The organism is Micrococcus sp. KRD077 (assembly GCF_017168505.1).
Taxonomy (GTDB): Bacteria; Actinomycetota; Actinomycetes; order Actinomycetales; family Micrococcaceae; genus Micrococcus; species Micrococcus luteus.
The window spans coordinates 16202-33943 of the sequence record NZ_JABFAZ010000027.1; the positions used below are offsets into that span (position 1 = coordinate 16202).

Consider the following 17742-nt stretch of genomic DNA (forward strand, 5'->3'; position numbering starts at 1 on the left):
GATGGCCCAGCAGAACCCCATCACCGGATCCTTCGGCGCGGTGGCCGCCGCGGACGCCGCCGGCGTGCACGTGGCCGGCCTCAACAAGTCCTTCGGCGCCAACCACGTGCTGCGCGGCATCGACCTCGACGTCGCCCCCGGCGAGGTCGTGTGCCTGATCGGCCCGTCCGGCTCGGGCAAGTCCACCCTCCTGCGCTGCGTGAACCTGCTGGAGAAGCCCGACTCGGGCGTCGTCACGGTCGGTGAGTTCACGGTCACGGACGAGGACGTGGACCTGGACGTGCTGCGCCGGCACGTGGGCATGGTGTTCCAGCAGTTCAACCTGTTCCCGCACCTGTCCGTGCTGGAGAACTGCACCGTGGCCCAGCTCAAGGTGCTCAAGCGGGGCAAGGCCGAGGCGGTGGACGTCGCCCGTCGGCAGCTGGCCCGCGTGGGCCTGGCCGAGCTCGAGGACCGCTACCCGGACCAGCTCTCCGGCGGTCAGCAGCAGCGCGTGGCGATCGCCCGTGCGCTGGCCATGGACCCGCAGCTGATGCTCTTCGACGAGCCCACCTCGGCCCTCGACCCCGAGACCGTCGGCGACGTCCTGGCGATCATGCGTCAGCTGGCCCGCGACGGCATGACCATGCTCGTGGTCACCCACGAGATGGGCTTCGCCCGCGAGGTGGCCGACCGGGTCGTGTTCATGGACGGCGGCGTCGTGGTGGAGGCCGGCCCGGCCGCCGCGGTGATCTCCGATCCCCAGCAGCCGCGCACCCAGGACTTCCTGCGCCGCGTGCTGCACCCCACCGAGATCGATCTCTGAGCCTGCCCGCCCGCCGTGCCCCGGTGGGCGGGCGCATGCGTGAGGGGCCCCGCCTGGACCGTGGTCCGGGCGGGGCCCCTCAGGCATGCGGCGGGGGCGTCAGGCCTTCTTGCGCAGCTTCTTCAGCTCGTCACGGGCCTCGCGCAGCGCGGCGACCTGCTCCTCACGGGCGGCGTGGATCGCGGCGACCTTCTCGTCCTGGGCGTCGCGGATGGCCTGCACCTTGGCGTCGCGGGCGCCCTCGATGCGGGCGGCACGCTTCTTGGCGGCCTTGCGGCGCTTGCCGGGGCGGTTGGCCACGGAGTCGGCGGCGATGGCCAGGCCGGAGCCGACCAGGAAGATGTCCTTGGCGACGGCGGTGCCCTCCTGGGACGGGCGCACGCCGTCCGCCTCGGTCATCTCCGGGGTGTTCAGGTACATGGAGAACAGGCCGCCGGAGAACGCGGTCAGGGCGGAGCCGGCGAGCCAGCCCGGGACGAACGGGGCCAGCAGGGCCGAGCCCACGCCGATCTCGGTGGTCACGAGGAACTTCTTGAACTGCTCCGGTGACAGGTTGGCCAGCGCGGGCAGGCCGCGGGCGCTCATGTCGCGCAGGCCCTGGGCCTGCTCCGCGGAGATGCCGCGCTTGTTCAGGCCGGAGTTCAGGATGAACGCGCCGGAGGCCAGGCGCAGCGGAATCTGGACGATGCTCATGGAGTCTTCCTTCCAGTAGGGCCCGCGGCACGCACGTGGAGTGGGGTGTGGCGCGAACGGTCGGTGAGCGGTCTGCACCTCCGACAGTACCAACGGCAGCCCGCTCCCGCCCGCCCGGAGGCGCGGCTGTGCGCGCAGAGCGGACGACGTCGGCGCCTCCACCACGTCGCGGAGGCGGTCGATGATGGACAATGGGGCGCATGCTCCCCCTCGTCGCACCCCTGACCGTGGCCGCCGCCGCGCCCACCGACTACGGCTGGCTCGGCAACATCGTCGTGGACATCATGGAGGCGGTCGGCCCGATCGGCGTCGGCCTGGCCGTCTTCGCGGAGAACATCTTCCCGCCCATCCCGTCCGAGGTGATCCTGCCCCTGGCAGGCTTCACCGCGGCCGGCGGCGCCTTCAGCCCGCATGCCGCGCTGGTCTGGGCGACGGTCGGCTCGATCGTCGGAGCGCTGGCCCTCTACGGCCTCGGCGCGTGGCTCGGCCGCCACCGCATGTACCGCCTCGCGGACCGCATGCCGCTGGTGGACATGGAGGACGTGGCCAAGACCGAGCGCTGGTTCATCCGATACGGCTACTGGACCGTGTTCCTGGGCCGCATGGTCCCCGTGTTCCGCTCCCTGATCTCCATCCCCGCGGGCATCGAGCGGATGAACCTCGCGAAGTTCACCCTGTTCACGGCGCTGGGCTCCCTGATCTGGAACGCGATCTTCGTCTACGGCGGCTACGCGCTCGGGGAGCGGTTCCACGTCGTCTCCGAGTACGCGGACGTCTTCTCCAACATCGTCCTGGTCCTGATCCTGGCCTTCCTCGCGATCTGGGTGGTCCTGCGCCTGCGCCGTGACGCCCGCCGCCGGAACGACCCGGACTGGCGCCCGCCGACCGCGGATGAGATGGCCGCCCGCGTCGAGGCCATCCTGGAGTCCTCCGACCACCGGAAGTGAATCGCATGCACCCCGTCCTGCCCTCCCCCCGCCGTGGCCGCGCGGCCCTCGGCCTGGCCGCCGTCGCCCTGGTGACGCTGAGCGCCTGTGCCCGCACCGAGCCGCAGCCTGAGCCTGCGCCCGCCACGACGGCGGCCTCCGCCCTGCCGTCCATGGACATGGCCCCGTTCACGGTCGAGGTCCCCTCGCACGACCTCGAGCGGGTGCCGGAGGCGAGCGTCGCCGTGCTCGAGGGCGAGGACCCGGACCACCACGGGGCGTGGCTGCAGGTGCCCGGGGCGCCGGCCTGGACGGAGGCCATGGCCGAGGCCGTGCGCGCCCAGATCGACCAGTACCGCCGGGACACCGACCCGAGCGCGGACCCGCGTCTGGAGATCCAGCCGCAGCTCGCCGTCGTGGCCGAGGACATCGCCGCGGCCCGACTGCTCGCCACGGAGCGGCGCGGCACGGACTCCGTGTCCACCTCGCACGTGATCTGGTACTCGGCCCGCGAGGACCGCGTGCTCGAGACCGCCGATCTCTTCACCCCCGACGGCTGGGACGCGTTCCGCGCCGAGGTGCGCCAGCGCATGGCCAACGACCCGGACGTGATCGGCTCGCGCCTGGACTCGGCGGTCGACGCCCCGGAGCAGGTGGAGAACCGTCGCGTCTGGGACGCGGTGGTCTTCCTGCCGGACGGCAGCCTGATGCTCGAGGCGGACCAGGCGTCCATGGCGCCGGCCGCCGCGGGCGTGCTGACGGTGCGGATCCCTCGGGACACGGCGACCGCCTGGCTGTCCGACCTGGGCCACGTCGCCGCGGACGCCGCCTCCGCCCCCGCCGACCTGCGTCTGCCGGACCGCTCCACCCCGACCCCCGAGGAGCAGCAACCGGAGCCACCCCGACGTCCCCGAGCCCGTCCGGTCCGTCCACGAGCGCGTCCGGTCCGTCCACGAGCGCGCCGGCCACGGACCCTGCGCCGGACCCGACCGAGTCCGCACCCGAGCCGACCGCCACCACGGCCTCCGCGTCCGCGTCGCCCACGTCGGGGGACCGCTCCAGCAGCACCCCCTGACCCCGGCGCCGGGCGCCGTCGTCGGCCGCGGTCTGCACCGTCGACGCGCGGCCGTGGCAGGATCGGGGCGATGACTGAGCACCTGCCCCGCCCCTGCCCGGACGCACCCGGCCCCGACGCCGTGCCGCCGCCCGCCGAGCGCGTCCACGCGCACGACCACAATCGGGACAAGGACCCCGCCCTCGTCCGACGGGAGCCGGTCTCCTTCGTCCGGCGCGGCGCGCGCCTGAACGCGGGGCGACAGGCGGTGTGGGACCGCCAGGCGGAGCGGGTCCTCGTGGACGTGCCCCGCGGCCGCGGCGCCACCTCGGTGGACGCCCGGGCCCGACTGGACTGGGCGGGGGTGTTCGGGCGCGAGGCTCCCCTGCTGGTGGACATCGGCTCGGGGCTGGGCGAGTCCACGGCGCAGGCCGCCGCCGACCGGCCGGACTGGAACGTGCTCGCCGTCGAGGTCTACGTGCCCGGCCTGGCCGCGCTCATGACGCGCGTGGAGCAGCAGGGCCTGGAGAACGTCCGCGCCGTGGAGGCCAACGCGCCCGAGCTGCTGGACGCCCTGCTCACGCCCGGCTCCGTCTCCGAGGTGTGGGTGTTCTTCCCGGACCCGTGGCACAAGAAGCGGCACCACAAACGCCGTTTGGTCTCCCCCGCCTTCGCCGATCGCGTGGCGCGGGTGCTCGCCCCCGGCGGGGTGCTGCGGCTGGCGACGGACTGGTCGGGCTACGCCGTGCAGATGCGCGAGGTGCTCGAGGCGCACCCGGGGTTCGAGAACCTCTTCCCCGGGCGCGCCGCGGGCGAGGACTCCCCGCTCACGCGGGTGCGCCGCGAGGGCAGGGAGACCGAGGTGGGTGCCCAGCCGCTGCCCGCGGGCTGGGAGAGCGCGGCCGAGGAGGAGCGCCCGCTGCGGGCCGGCCTGGGCGAGGCGCGGGCCGGCGCGGCGGCCGCGGACCCCGTGGACCACGACGGCGGCTGGGCGCCCCGGTTCGAGGGCCGACCGATCACGAGCTTCGAGGCGAAGTCCCAGCGGGCCGGGCGGCTCGTGTTCGACCTGGCGTACCGCCGGCGCTGAGCACGGGGCCCGACGGGGTCGCTCAGACCGGGGCGACCGGCCCGGCCGGGTCGGCACCGTCCGGGACGGGCGGCAGCGGCAGGCCGGCGGTCACCCGGGCGGTCGCCGCGAGCGTCACGGACCCGACGTCCCGGTAGCCCCTCGGGGCGTCCTCGGGGGCCGTCGGCGACCAGCGGGCCGTCTGGTGGCCGCGGACGGCGGCCCCCGCCAGACCGGGCCGCGGGGCCACCGGCAGCGCGGCGGCGTCCGTCCAGTCTCGACGTCGGCCCACCGTGCGGCCGACCCGGGCGAGGAGGTCGCCCGGGGCCAGGGCACGGAACGTCCGTCCGGACCGCAGGCCGAGGTGCGCGGCCCGGGCCGCCAGGGCGGTGGGCAGGCCGACCGTGCCCGAGACCACGAGGGCCTCGACGGGACGCTCGGCCGGCCACGGGGCCTCCGCGTCGTCGGGCTGCAGGCCCCGGTCCGCGAGCAGGCGCAGGGCGTGCGCGGCCACGAGCGAGCCGTACGAGTGGGCCTCCACGGCCCCGTGCACGGCGGTCCCGCGGGCGCGCAGGGCCGGGGCGACATCGTCGTCCTCCCCCGGCCCGTGGCGCAGGAACTCCCACCAGGCCCGCACATCCGCGGCGAGCATCGCGCCGCCGCGCCGGCCGGGGCCGTCGAGCACCACCCGCCAGGGCGTGGGTGCGGGGTAGCCGAGCCACCCGATGACGACGGGGCGGGGTGCGCCGGCGGCGCGCTGGGCGGCGGCGAGGTGGGCGGCCTCCCGGGCCGTCCCCCACATGGCCGTCTGGGGGCGGATGCCCATGCCGGAGACGAGCCAGGTCAGGTGGGTGGCGGTCACGGGGTCCCCCGCGGCGACCACCGCGCGCGGCCCGTCCGGGCCCTCGAGGACGTAGTCCAGCAGATGCCGGGCGGGCAGGTGCGGGTCCATGCCCTCCGGCTTGAGGGCGTGGACGATCCCGTCCAGGGCGCTCCGGGCCTGCCGGCCGAGGCCGTCGCGCCGGGCCATGTCGGCGCGCAGCCGCTCCTGCACGCGGGACCGCGCGGCCGCCCCGAACGACGCCCGGCTCAGTCCTGCTCGGACTGCCACGTGGGCACCCGTCGGAGGCCTGCGACGCCGGAGGGCAGCCTCCGCAGGCCGCTCGGGCAGGCCTCGCCCGCGGTGTCCGCCCCGGCCCGTGCCGCGGCGTGACGGCGGACGGCCATCCGGTCGGCGTAGCGGGCCGAGACGTCACCGCCGGAGCCCACGGTGAAGACGCGGGCCAGGCGGGAGGCGTGGTGGAGGCGGTCCACCTGGGCAGCCAGCTCGACCACGGTGTCCTGCAGCTGCTCGACCTCGCGCTGCAGCGCGATCACGCGGCGGATGCCCTCCAGCGAGATGCCTTCGCGGCTCAGGGTCTGCACGGTCTGCAGCCGCTCGACGTCGGCGAGGGAGTAGCGGCGGTGCCGTCCGTCCTGGCGGGCGGGGACCACGAGGCCGAGCCGGTCGTACTGGCGCAGGGTCTGCGGATGCATGTCCGCCATCTCGGCGGCCACGGAGATCACGAAGACCGGGGCGTGCCGGTCGGGACCCCCCTCGCGGCCCCGGTCCGCACGGGCGGCGCCGTCGCGGGCGCTCACCAGGCTGCCCTCCGGGCCAGCTCCCGCCGCGGATCGTCGCCGGCCGTGGCGGACTGCAGGGCCTCGACGGCGGCGCGGGCGTCGTCGTTGAGCGTGGTGGGCACGGTGACGCGCAGCTCCACGAGCAGGTCACCCGTCGTCGTCCCGCGCTCGACACCGCGGCCCTTCAGGCGCAGCACGCGGCCACACTGGGAGCCCGCCGGCACCTTCACCTTCACGGGGCGCTCCAGCGTCGGCACCTCGATCGTGGCGCCGAGGGCGGCCTCGGGGAAGGTGATCGGCACGGTGATCCGCAGGTCGTCCCCGTCCCGGCGGAAGAACTCGTGCTCGCGCACGTGCACGGTGACCAGCAGGTCGCCGCGGCCGGCCGGGCCGGGCGAGCCCTTGCCGCGGGCACGGACCTTCTGGCCGTCGCGGATGCCCTTCGGGATCTTCACCTCGATCGTCTCGCCGTCCGGGCCGCGCAGGGACACCGTGGTGCCCTGGATCGAGCCGCGGAAGGAGATCGTGGTGGTGGCGGTGCGGTCCGCGCCCTTCGTGGGGCGCGGCCGCGCGTAGCCGGCGTCACCGAAGCCGCCGGGGCCGAAGCCGCCGGTCTGGCCGGCGGCGCCGCCGAACATCCCGCTGAACAGGTCCGACAGGTCGGGCCCGGACTGCGTGGTGCGGGGGCCGCCCCCGCCGCCGAACATGCCGCCGAAGACGTCCTCGAAGCCGCCGCCGCCGGCACCGCCCGGGGCGGAGAACCGGGCGCCGCCGCCCATCGCGCGGATCGCGTCGTACTCCTGGCGCTCCTGGGGGTCGCTCAGGACGGCGTACGCCTCCGAGATCTCCTTGAACTTCTTCTCGGCCGCCTCGTCCCCGGGGTTCTGGTCCGGGTGGTGGGTGCGGGCGAGCTTGCGGTAGGCCTTCTTCACATCCGCATCGGAGGCGTCCTTGGACACCCCCAGGGTCGCGTAGAAGTCCTTGTCCATCCAATCCTGCGAGGCCATGGTGCCTCCTCTCGTGTGCATCGGTCAGGGGGTCGGCCGGCGGCGGGGTGGGCCGCCGGCCGACGGGGTCACTCGTCTCCGGCGGAGACCATCACCTGGGCGGCGCGCAGCACGCGGCCGTCCCGGACGTAGCCGTTGCGGAAGACCTGGACCACGTGGTCCGCGGGCACCTCCGCGTGCGGCTGGCGCATCACGGCCTCGTGCAGGGCCGGGTCGAACTCGACGCCGGCCAGCGCCGCCTGGTCGTGGCGCTCGAGGCCGAGGCCGGCCAGGACGGTGTCGAGCTTGGTCGCGATGGCGGCGAACGGGCCGTCCGTCAGGTCGCCGGCGGCGCGGGCGGCGTCGATGTCGTCGAGCACCGGCAGCAGCGCGGTGACGGCCTTGAGCACGCCGGCGTCCCTGGCCAGGTCGCGGTCGCGGTCCACGCGACGCTTGTAGTTCACGAACTCGGCCTGCAGACGTCGCAGGTCGGTCTCGAGCTCGGCCTCGCGGTCCGAGGCCGCGGGCTGCGGCGCCTCGGTCCCGGCCTCCGCGCCGGCCTCGTCGAGGATGCGCTCGGCCTGGGCGAGGGCGTCGCCGTCCTCGGCCTGCTCGGCCGCGCTCTCAGCGGAGACACGGGGCTCACCGGTCTCGGGGTCGATGCGGCGACGGTCGTTGAACACGATGGGCTCCTCCTCGGAGCCGCGCTCGGCGTCGGAGGAGCCGTGCGGACGCTGCTGGTCGGCGCTCATGGTGTGTCCTTTCGAAGCGGGTGGGCGCGGCGGGTCCGCCGCGCGGGGGTGGTGCGGGAAGGCCGGCGGGCTGGCCCGGCAGGGGCGCTGCCGGGCCGGCCCGCCGGCGTCGTGGGCCTCCGGGCGGGGCGGGCGTGGACGCCCGCCCCGGCCCCGGGGTGTCAGGCCTTCTTCTCGTCGTCCTCGTCGACCACCTCGGCGTCGACGATGTCCTCATCGTCGCCCTGCGGGGCGGCGGACTCGGCGCCGGCGTCGGCCGACTCCGCGCCCTGCTGGGCGTAGAGGGCCTCGCCGATCTTGACCTGGGAGGCCTGGAGCTTCTCGAACGCGGCGGCGACCTCGTCGTCGTTGTCCTGCTTCTCCAGGGCGGCCTTCAGGGCGTCGACGTCGGCCTGCACCTCGGTCTTGACGTCCTCGGGCAGCTTGTCGCCGTTGTCCTGCAGGAGCCTCTCAACGGAGTAGGCGGACTGCTCCGCCTGGTTGCGGCGCTCGGCGGCCTCGCGGCGCTTCTTGTCCTCGTCCGCGTGGGCCTCGGCGTCCTTGACCATGCGGTCGATGTCCTCCTTGGACAGCGAGGAGCCGCCCGTGATGGTCATCGACTGCTCGGTGCCGGTGCCCTTGTCCTTCGCGGAGACGTGCACGATGCCGTTCGCGTCGATGTCGAACGTGACCTCGATCTGGGGCATGCCGCGCGGGGCCGGGGCGATGCCGGTCAGCTCGAAGGTCCCCAGCGCCTTGTTGTCCCGGGTGAACTCGCGCTCGCCCTGGAAGACCTGGATGGACACGGAGGGCTGGTTGTCCTCGGCCGTGGTGAACGTCTCGGAGCGCTTGGTCGGGATGGCCGTGTTGCGCTCGATGAGCTTGGCCATCACGCCGCCCTTGGTCTCGATGCCCAGCGACAGCGGGGTCACGTCGATCAGGAGCACGTCCTTGCGCTCACCGGCGAGCACGCCCGCCTGCACCGCCGCGCCGATGGCGACGACCTCGTCCGGGTTCACGCCCTTGTTGGGCTCCTTGCCGCCGGTCAGCTCCTTCACCAGGTCGGAGACGGCGGGCATGCGGGTGGAGCCGCCGACGAGGATCACGTGGTCGATGTCGGAGACCTTGACGCCGGCCTCCTTGATGACGTCCTCGAACGGCTTGCGGGTGCGCTCGAGCAGGTCCTTGGTGAGGTCCTGGAACTTGGCGCGGGACAGGTGCTCGTCCAGATGCACCGGGCCCTCGGGGGTCACGGACAGGTACTGCAGCGAGATGCTGGTGGAGGTGGCCGAGGAGAGCTCCTTCTTGGCCTGCTCCGCGGCCTCCTTCAGACGCTGCAGGGCGATCTTGTCCTTGGACAGGTCCGCGCCCTTGGACTTGGCCTGCTGGAGCAGCCAGTCCACGATCCGCTGATCCCAGTCGTCGCCGCCGAGGCGGTTGTCGCCGGCGGTGGCGCGCACCTGGATGGTGGCGAAGTCGTCCTCGTCCTTGGCGACCTCGAGCAGGGACACGTCGAAGGTGCCGCCGCCCAGGTCGAAGACCAGGATGAGCTCGTCCTCCTTGCCCTTCTCCAGGCCGTAGGCCAGCGCGGCCGCGGTGGGCTCGTTGATGATACGGGTGACGTTCAGGCCCGCGATCTCGCCGGCCTCCTTGGTGGCCTGGCGCTCGGCGTCGTTGAAGTAGGCGGGCACGGTGATCACCGCGTCGGTGACCTTCTCACCCAGGTACTCCTCGGCGTCGTGCTTGAGCTTCATCAGCGTGCGGGCCGAGATCTCCTGCGGGGTGTACTTCTTGCCGTCCACCTCGGTGGTCCAGTCGGTGCCCATGTGGCGCTTGACGGACGCGAAGGTGCGCTCGGGGTTGTTGACGGCCTGGCGCTTGGCGACCTCGCCGACCAGGACGTCCCCGCCCTTGGAGAACGCGACGACGGACGGGGTGGTGCGGGCGCCCTCGGCGTTCGCGATGACGACCGGGTCGCCACCCTCGAGGGCGGCGACGACGGAGTTGGTGGTGCCGAGGTCGATGCCGACTGCACGGGACATGATGGGGTCCTTCCTGTCTGACGGTGAAGCGGGGGCCGGACCCGCGGGCCGGGGCACCGGCGCCGCAGGGACTTGAGCCTTCATGACTCAGGTTGCCACCGGGGCGGTGGACTGTCAAGTGAACCTGAGTCGACTTCACTCACTTCTGCTTCTGCGAGGGTCAACGCGGGCCGTCCGCTATCCATTCCCGGGGCCCGGGTCCATCCCTGATCCGTCCCGGTGCAGGCGCCGGGCCCTGGAAGCGCGCGGGTCTCGCGCGGTTGAATGGCGGAACACGGGGCGTCGCCGACGGCGCGCCCGTCCCGACGGAGAAGGAGCACCACCATGGCCGAGAAGAACGCCGCCGAGTACACCGTCCCGGGCCTGTCCCTGAGCACGGGCCGCCGCACCGCCGAGATCCTCCAGGGCCGCCTGCACGCCCTCAACGACCTGCAGCTCACCCTGAAGCACGCCCACTGGAACGTCGTGGGCCCCGGCTTCATCGGCGTACACGAGATGCTCGACCCCCAGATCGAGCTGGTCCGCGCGATGGTGGACGTCCTCGCCGAGCGCATCGCCACCCTCGGCGTCTCCCCCGCCGGCACCCCGGGCGCCCTCGTGGCCGCCCGCACGTGGGACGACTACACGCTGGGCCGCGCGTCGACCCTGGAGCACCTGGCCGCGCTGGACCTCGTCTACGACGGCGTCGTGACGGACCACCGCGCCGCGATCGACGCCACCGAGGACCTCGACCCGGTCACGCAGGACATCCTCATCGACCAGGTGGCCCAGCTCGAGCTGTTCCAGTGGTTCATGCGCTCGTTCCTGACCACCGACGACGGCCGGCTGAGCAGCGCAGGCACCACCACCGAGGCCGCCGCCGCGGGCCGCGTGAAGGGCGCCCAGTCCGCGCCCGCCCCGAAGGCCGGGCGCACGAAGAAGTCGGACGCGAAGAAGTCCAAGAAGAAGTGACCGCGCGCCCCTGAGGCGCCCGTGCACCGGAGGGGCCCGACCGCACTGACGGTCGGGCCCCTCCCTCCTGCGCGGTTCAGTCGACCTTCGCCGGCCACCACACCTTCGGGCCGATGTCCCGCACGAGCGCCGGGATCAGCAGGGAGCGCACGATCAGCGTATCGAGCAGCACGCCGAACGCGACGATGAACGCCAACTGCACCATGAACATCAGCGGGATCACCGCGAGCGCGGCGAAGGTGGCCGCCAGCACGACGCCGGCCGAGGTGATGACCCCGCCCGTGACGGTGAGGGCGCGCAGCACGCCCGCCCGCGTGCCGTGCCGCGGCGTCTCCTCCCGCGCCCGGGTCATCAGGAAGATCGTGTAGTCGATCCCGAGCGCCACGAGGAAGACGAAGCCGTACAGCGGCACGGTGGGGTCGGCGTCCTCGAAGCCGAACACGTGCCGGAACACGAGGGCCGAGACGCCCAGGGCCGCGCCGAAGCTGACCACGGTGGCCGCCACGAGCAGCACGGGTGCCAGGAGCGAGCGCAGCAGCACCGCGAGGATGACCAGCAGCATCGCGAGGATCAGCGGGATGACGACCCGCAGGTCGCGCTGCGTGGTGACGTTCGTGTCCAGCGCCTGGGCCGCCGGGCCGCCCACGAGGATCTCGCCCGTGGCCGGGAGGTCCGCGAGCCGGTCGCGCAGGCGGGCCACGGTCTGCTGCGCGGCAAGGGACTCGCCCGGGTCCGCCAGGGTGGCCGAGACCAGCACGCGGCCGTCCACCACGCGGGGCTGCGGCTCCGGCGCGGACGCGGCGCCCGCCCCGCCCTCCGCGTCGGTCACGCCCGGGGGTGGGCCCGCGGCGGCCTCGGGGGCGTCCGTGGTGACCTCGGCCTCGGCCACGCCGGGGTCCTCCGCGACGGCGGCGAGCACCGCCTCCGCGTCCCCGGCCGGGGCGAGGATCTGGGCGGGGGCGCCCGCGCCGGCGTCGAAGTGCTCGCTCAGCAGGGCCTGGGCCTGCCGGGCGTCGGAGTCGCCGAGCAGCACGTCCTCCTGGGCGACGCCGTCCGCGCGCAGCTGCAGCAGACCGCCGCAGAGGGCGAGGAGCACGACCGTCGTGGCGACCCAGACGAGACGGGGCCGGCGCGCGACGACGGCGCCCACCCGCGTCCACACCCCGTGGTCCTCCTCGAGGCCGGCGACGGGTCGGCCCGCGCCGTCGAGCGGCGGGGTGAAGGCCCGGCCCCGGGCGGCTCTGCGCTGCGCGCGACGGCGAGCGCGCTCGGGGGACGGGATCGTGGGCCAGAAGGCGGCACGCCCGGTCAGCCGCAGCAGCGCCGGCAGCAGGGTCAGGGCGGCGAGCCACGCGAACGCCACACCCGTGGCGGCCACGGGGCCGAGGGAGCGCGTCGAGTTGAGGTCCGAGGCCATCAGGATCAGCAGGGCGAGGGCCACGGTCGAGGCGGACGCGGTGATCGCGCCGAAGGACCCGCGCACGGCGGCCCGCAGCGCCTCCCCGACGTCCGCCCGGACCAGCAGCTCCTCGCGGTGCCGGGCCACGAGCAGGAGGCAGTAGTCGGTGGCCGCGCCGATCACGAGGATCGAGAGGATGCCCTGGGCCTGGCCGTTGAGCTGGATCCAGCCCGCCAGTGCCATCCCGTAGACGGCCACGATCGCGCCGCAGAGCGCGGCCACGGCCGTCAGGAGCACGAGGACCGGCAGCAGGACGGAGCGGTAGACCGCCACGAGGATCACGAACACCACCGCGAGCGCCACGAGCAGCAGCAGCCCGTCGATGCCCGCGAACGCGCCGCCCAGCTCCGCGACCAGGCCCGCCGGACCGCCCACGTGCCACTCGGTGTCCGCGGCCACGGTGCCGGCGAGGGCGGGGTCGGCGGCCGCCGGGTCCGCCACGACCTCCCGCAGGTCGGCCACCACGTCGGCCACGGGCCGCTCGGCCCCGGCCGAGGAGTCGACGAAGGCCAGGAACTGCACCGCCGCGCCGTCGTCGGAGGGGATCGGGCCGGCGACGTCGGTCACGCCCGGCACCTCGCCCAACCGGCCCGCGAGGTCCGCGAGCGCGGGGAAGGCGGCCGCGGGGTCCGCGGTGCTCGCCGGGCCCACGACGACGGCGGGCACGGCCTCGCCGTCCTGGAACGCCGCCGCCTCCTGTCCCGCGCGGGTGGACTCGGCCGACGCCGGCAGGAAGGTGGCCTGGTCGTTCGAGGAGACGTCGCCGATCCTGCCGAACACGGGGCCGCCCAGGCCGAGCACGGCGAACCAGACCACGGCCAGCGCCGCGGCCAGGCCCAGCCGCAGCCCCCGAGGGGGACGCCCCGTGGCGGCGGGGGTGCGGAAGGCGGAGAGGTCGGGCGGGGTGGGCATGCCCCGAGCGTAGGGGATGGTTCGATGATCAAACAACCATGGGGGCTGGCTAGACTCCCGGCCATGACCACGCAGCCCCCCTCCGCCCCCGCGGAGCACCTCGCCGTGGTCCACGCCCTGCGCGTCTTCAGCGAGAGCGCGGAGCACGCCGTCGACGAGGCCGGCCGCGGCGTCGGCCTGCACCGCACGGACCTCAGAGCCCTCGCGTACCTGATGGCCCGCGCGGCGGCCGGTGAGCCCGTCACGGCCTCGGACCTCGGCGCCCACCTGCACCTCACCCGGGCCTCGGCCACCGCCCTCGTGGACCGCCTGGCCGCCGCGGGCCACGTCCGCCGCCACCGGGACGAGGGCGACCGGCGGCGCGTGCTGGTGGAGCACACGGACACGGCCCGCCGCGACGGACAGCGCGCGTTCGAACCGATGTCCCAGCGGCTGAGCGCCGCCCTCGAGGGGTTCTCCGCCGCGGAGCTGCGGGCCGCGGTGCGGGTGCTCGAGGCGGCCACCGCCGCACTGACGGACCCCGCCCCGGAGGACCCGTGACCCGACCGGCGCTCATCGGCCTGGACGGCCGCTCGGGGTCGGGCAAGACCGTCCTCGCCGCCGCGCTCGCGGCCCGGATCGCGCCGTTCGCGCGCGTCGAGGTGATCGAGATCGAGTCCATGTACCGGGGCTGGGACGGGCTGGCCGCCGCGGTGGACGACGACGGCCCCTACCCGGGCGTCGTGCGCGCGCTGCGGGAGCGGGGCACGGCGACCTGGACCACGTGGGACTGGCACCGCGCCGCCCCCGGCCCGCCGCGGCGGACCGCGCCGGCCGACGTCGTGGTGTGCGAGGGCGTGGGTGCGCTCAGCACCGCCGCCCGACCGCTGCTCGACCTGGCGGTGTGGCTCGAGCTCGAGACCCCCGCGCGACGCACGCGGGCGCTGGCCCGGGACGGTGAGACCTTCGCCCCGCACTGGGACCGCTGGGCCGCACAGGAGGAGGACTACCTGGCCCGGCACGCCCCGCGCGCCGCGGCGGACCTGATCCTGCGTCTGCCCTCCGCCTGACGGCGGCGGTGCCCGGGGCCGGGGGCGTCGGGGTCTGCGTGCGGGCCGGTCGGGCGCCCGCGCTGGGACCGGAGCGGTTCGCTCCGCTTAGGTGTAGCATCGGAGGCGGCGCGCCGCGTCCGGCCGCGTCCCACCCCAGCGCACGGAGACCTCCCCTTCCCATGGCTACACTGCTCTACCGTCTCGGCCTCGGCGCCGCCCGCCGCCCCCTCCTCGTGATCCTCGCCTGGGTGCTCGCCCTGGCCCTCGCCGTCGGCGGGTTCCTCGCCTTCGGCGGCACGCTCTCCTCCACCGTCACCATCCCCGGCACGCCCACCGCCCAGGTCACGGACCGCCTCAAGGAGGAGTTCCCCGAGGCCTCCCGCGGCAGGGGCCAGGTCGTGTTCACCACCGAGGACGGCTCCCCCCTGACCGACGCCCAGCGCGAGCAGATCACCGCCCTGTTGGACGACGTCGCCGAGCAGCCGGCCGTGGAGGGCGTCGTGAACCCGTTCGAGGCCCAGGCCCAGCAGGACGACGCCCGCACCCGGCTGGACGAGGGCCGCACCGAGCTGGCCGACGGCGAGCAGCGCCTCGCGGACGGACGCCAGGAGATCGAGGACGGCCGGGCCGAGCTCGAGCGTCGCACGGCCGAGGCCGACGCGGCCGAGCAGCGCCTGGCCGAGGCCGCCGCCCAGCTGGAGGAGGGGCAGGCGAAGCTCGACGCCGCGCGCGCCGACCTCGAGGAGCGTGGCCTGGACGCCCTGCCGGCCGAGGCCCTGGCCCCGCTCCGGGAGGCCGAGCAGCAGGTGGCCGAAGGCCAGGAGCAGCTCGACGCCGGCCGCGCCGAGCTCGAGGAGCAGGCGGAGCGCCTCGAGGCCGGGCAGGCCAAGCTCGACGCACAGCGTCAGGAGCTCGAGGCCGCGCAGGCCGAGCTCGACGCCCGGTGGGCCGAGCTCGAGGCCGGGCAGGCCGAGCTCGACGCCCGGGCCGAGCAGCTGGCCGCGGGCCGCGCCGAGCTCGAGCAGGCCCGGGACGCCGCACTGGCCGAGGCCGAGGCCGCCGGCATCCCGGCGGAGCAGGTCACCGAGCAGTTCGCCGACCAGGAGGCGCAGCTCGCCGCCGCCGAGGCACAGCTGGCGGCCGGTCAGGACCAGGCCGACGCCGCCCGCGCCCAGCTGGAGGCCGCCCAGGCCGAGGCCGACGCGGGCGCCGAACAGCTCGCGGCCGCCCAGGCCGAGGCCGACGACGGCGCCGCCCGACTCGCCGCCGGCCGGCAGCAGCTGCAGGAGTCCGAGGCCGAGCTCGAGGCCGGCCGCGAGCAGGTGGCCGCGGGACGGCAGCAGGCCCTGGACGCGGCCGAGGCCGAGCTCGACGCGCAGCAGCAGAAGATCGACGAGGGCCGGGCCGAGTACGAGCGCGGCGTCGCCGAGCTCGAGGACGGCCGGGCCCAGCTGGCCGCCGGCGCGGAGCGCCTGGACCAGGCCGAGGCGGACCTCGCCGACGGCCGCGCCGAGCTGGAGGACGGCCGCGTCGAGGCCGAGCGCGGCGAGCGCACCCTGGCCCTCGCGGAGGACTTCCGCACCGTGTCCGAGGACGGCAGCACCGCCGTCGGGATCGTCACCTTCACCACGCCGACCCCGGACGTCACCGCCGAGGACAAGGAGGCGGTCACCGGCGCCCTCACCGGCGCGGACATCGACGGCGTCGCCGTGCATCCCTCCCAGGAGCTCAACGCCACCGTGTCCTCCCTGCTCGGCCCGGGCGAGGTCGTGGGCCTCGTGGTCGCCGCGATCGTGCTGGTGGTCATGCTCGGCACCCTCGTGGGCGCGGGTCTGCCGCTGGTCAACGCGCTGGTGGGCGTGGGCGTGGGCGCCGCCGGGGCGCTCGCGTTCTCCTCCGCCGTGGAGATGATCTCCGTGACCCCGGTGCTCGGGGTGATGCTGGGCCTGGCCGTGGGCATCGACTACGCGCTGTTCATCGTCAACCGGCACCGCCAGGAGCTGCGTCGCGGCACGGGCCTGCACGAGTCGATCGCGCTGGCCAACGGCACCTCCGGCAACGCCGTGGTGTTTGCCGGCATCACCGTGATCGTCGCCCTCGTGGGCCTGAACGTCACCGGCATCCCGTTCCTGGGCCTGATGGGCACCGTGGGCGCGGTCTGCGTGGCCGTGGCCGTGCTGGTGGCCGTCACCCTGACCCCGGCCCTGCTCTCCCTGGCCGGGATGCGGATCCTCTCGAAGAAGGAGCGGGCCCGCCTCGCCGACGAGGGTCCCGCCTCCGTCGCCGAGGGCTCCGCCGCCGTGCGCCGCGCCGGGCGCCGCTCGACCATGTCCACCCCGGCCGCGATCGCCTCGGCCCTGGCGGCCGTCGCCCTGCTGGTGCTCGTGGCCCTGCCGGTCGGCTCGATGCGCCTGGGCCTGCCGGACGGCGGGTCCGAGCCGGAGGGCTCCGACTCGCAGGTTGCGTACGAGCTCACCGCCGAGAAGTTCGGCGAGGGCTACAACGGCCCGCTCGTGGTGACCGTGGACCTGCCCGCCGGCCTGGACGAGGACGCGGCCGAGGACGCCCGCCTGGCGGTGGGCGAGCAGCTCGCCGGCCTCGAGCACGCGCACGCCGTGGTGCCCGCGGGCTTCAACGAGGACCGCACCGTCACCATGTTCCAGGTGCTGCCCGAGGAGGGCCCGAACGCCGTCTCCACCGAGGAGCTGGTGCGCGACCTGCGCGCCACCGAGCCGGCCGGCGAGGCCTCCAACCTCGGCGTGGCCGGCATGACCAGCGGGTTCATCGACGTCTCGGAGAAGCTCTCCGACGCCCTGCCCCTCTACCTGGGCGTGGTGGTGGGCCTGTCCCTGCTGATCATGGTGCTGGTGTTCCGCTCGATCCTGGTGCCGCTGATCGCCACCGGCGGGTTCGTGCTCTCCATGTTCGCCGCCATGGGCGGCGTGGTGGCCATCTACCAGTGGGGCTGGCTCGGCTCGGTGTTCGGGGTCCACAACCCCGGCCCCGTGCTCAGCTTCCTGCCGACCATCATGATCGGCGTGCTGTTCGGCCTGGCCATGGACTACCAGCTGTTCATCGCCTCCGGCATGCGCGAGGCCTACGCCCACGGCCTGCCCGCCCGCCAGGCCGTGCTGACCGGCCTGCGCTCGGGCCGGGCCGTCGTGATCGCCGCGGCGATCATCATGATCTCCGTGTTCGGCGGGTTCATCTTCGCCCACGACGCGATGATCCGCCCGATGGGCTTCGGCCTGGCCTTCGGCGTGCTGCTGGACGCGTTCGTGGTGCGCCTGCTCCTGATGCCGGCGCTGATGCACCTGCTCGGCGAGAAGGCGTGGTGGCTGCCGCGCTGGCTCGACCGGATCATGCCGGACGTGGACGTGGAGGGCGCCCAGCTCGAGCGCGCCCACGCCCCGGCGCAGCCCTCCGTCCCCGCCCCGGACGGCGGCGCCCACCGGGCCTGACC

14 protein-coding genes are annotated in these 17742 nt (G+C 74.9%); 7 read left to right on the forward strand and 7 right to left on the reverse strand.

Going from position 1 to position 17742, the window contains the following annotated elements:
* The first annotated feature begins 1 nt into the window (after nucleotide 1).
* Nucleotides 2-805 (forward strand): amino acid ABC transporter ATP-binding protein, encoded by an 804-nt coding sequence (locus tag J1M39_RS07190; RefSeq protein WP_036314233.1) that lies wholly within the window; start codon nucleotides 2-4, stop codon nucleotides 803-805.
* 99 nt (nucleotides 806-904) lie between these two features.
* On the opposite strand, the gene J1M39_RS07195 is transcribed toward J1M39_RS07190, so the two are convergent.
* Nucleotides 905-1498: a hypothetical protein gene (locus J1M39_RS07195; protein WP_020626481.1), complete on the reverse strand. Its 594-nt coding sequence runs from the start codon at nucleotides 1496-1498 to the stop codon at nucleotides 905-907.
* A 200-nt stretch (nucleotides 1499-1698) separates the two neighbouring features.
* Between J1M39_RS07195 and J1M39_RS07200 the strand changes: the two genes are divergently transcribed.
* Both J1M39_RS07200 and trmB read left to right on the forward strand, forming a co-directional pair.
* Nucleotides 1699-2445: a DedA family protein gene (locus tag J1M39_RS07200; protein WP_036382290.1), complete on the forward strand. Its 747-nt coding sequence runs from the start codon at nucleotides 1699-1701 to the stop codon at nucleotides 2443-2445.
* Between the two features lie 1124 nt (nucleotides 2446-3569).
* Nucleotides 3570-4565: a tRNA (guanosine(46)-N7)-methyltransferase TrmB gene (trmB, locus tag J1M39_RS07210; RefSeq protein WP_041105161.1), complete on the forward strand. Its 996-nt coding sequence runs from the start codon at nucleotides 3570-3572 to the stop codon at nucleotides 4563-4565.
* 22 nt (nucleotides 4566-4587) lie between these two features.
* Here the strand turns inward: trmB and J1M39_RS07215 are convergent, their stop codons facing one another.
* The 5 genes from J1M39_RS07215 to dnaK all read right to left on the reverse strand — a co-directional run bounded on the left by J1M39_RS07215 (nucleotide 4588) and on the right by dnaK (nucleotide 9926).
* Nucleotides 4588-5655 (reverse strand): alpha/beta hydrolase, encoded by a 1068-nt coding sequence (locus J1M39_RS07215; RefSeq protein WP_230594536.1) that lies wholly within the window; start codon nucleotides 5653-5655, stop codon nucleotides 4588-4590.
* Nucleotides 5634-6185 (reverse strand): heat shock protein transcriptional repressor HspR, encoded by a 552-nt coding sequence (locus J1M39_RS07220; RefSeq protein WP_020626477.1) that lies wholly within the window; start codon nucleotides 6183-6185, stop codon nucleotides 5634-5636. Before J1M39_RS07220 ends, J1M39_RS07215 begins: the two co-directional genes overlap by 22 nt.
* Nucleotides 6182-7174: a DnaJ C-terminal domain-containing protein gene (locus J1M39_RS07225; protein ID WP_206496632.1), complete on the reverse strand. Its 993-nt coding sequence runs from the start codon at nucleotides 7172-7174 to the stop codon at nucleotides 6182-6184. The genes J1M39_RS07220 and J1M39_RS07225 overlap by 4 nt, the downstream gene beginning before the upstream one ends.
* A 68-nt stretch (nucleotides 7175-7242) precedes the next feature.
* Nucleotides 7243-7905, reverse strand: a complete 663-nt coding sequence (locus tag J1M39_RS07230) for a nucleotide exchange factor GrpE (RefSeq protein ID WP_036383663.1) — start codon at nucleotides 7903-7905, stop codon at nucleotides 7243-7245.
* 161 nt (nucleotides 7906-8066) lie between these two features.
* Nucleotides 8067-9926 carry a molecular chaperone DnaK gene (dnaK, locus tag J1M39_RS07235; RefSeq protein WP_144918897.1) on the reverse strand — a complete coding sequence of 620 codons (1860 nt, stop codon included), beginning with the start codon at nucleotides 9924-9926 and terminating at the stop codon, nucleotides 8067-8069.
* Between the two features lie 324 nt (nucleotides 9927-10250).
* Here dnaK and J1M39_RS07240 point away from each other — a divergent pair, with 324 nt between their 5' ends.
* On the forward strand, nucleotides 10251-10877 hold the full coding sequence (locus J1M39_RS07240; protein ID WP_206496633.1) for a Dps family protein: 627 nt from the start codon (nucleotides 10251-10253) through the stop codon (nucleotides 10875-10877).
* Nucleotides 10878-10953: 76 nt separating this feature from the next.
* Here J1M39_RS07240 and J1M39_RS07245 read toward each other — a convergent pair whose 3' ends face one another.
* Entirely contained in the window at nucleotides 10954-13248 is a 2295-nt protein-coding gene (locus J1M39_RS07245; protein WP_036317226.1) for an MMPL family transporter, read from the reverse strand.
* A 63-nt stretch (nucleotides 13249-13311) separates the two neighbouring features.
* On the opposite strand from J1M39_RS07245, the gene J1M39_RS07250 reads away from it, so the two are divergent.
* The 3 genes from J1M39_RS07250 to J1M39_RS07260 all read left to right on the forward strand — a co-directional run bounded on the left by J1M39_RS07250 (nucleotide 13312) and on the right by J1M39_RS07260 (nucleotide 17740).
* Nucleotides 13312-13788, forward strand: coding sequence for a MarR family winged helix-turn-helix transcriptional regulator (locus J1M39_RS07250; RefSeq protein ID WP_036317223.1), 477 nt, complete (start codon nucleotides 13312-13314; stop codon nucleotides 13786-13788).
* Nucleotides 13785-14297: a para-aminobenzoate synthase component I gene (locus J1M39_RS07255; protein WP_036317220.1), complete on the forward strand. Its 513-nt coding sequence runs from the start codon at nucleotides 13785-13787 to the stop codon at nucleotides 14295-14297. Before J1M39_RS07250 ends, J1M39_RS07255 begins: the two co-directional genes overlap by 4 nt.
* A 161-nt stretch (nucleotides 14298-14458) precedes the next feature.
* Nucleotides 14459-17740, forward strand: coding sequence for an MMPL family transporter (locus J1M39_RS07260; protein WP_145951065.1), 3282 nt, complete (start codon nucleotides 14459-14461; stop codon nucleotides 17738-17740).
* Nucleotides 17741-17742: the final 2 nt, after the last annotated feature.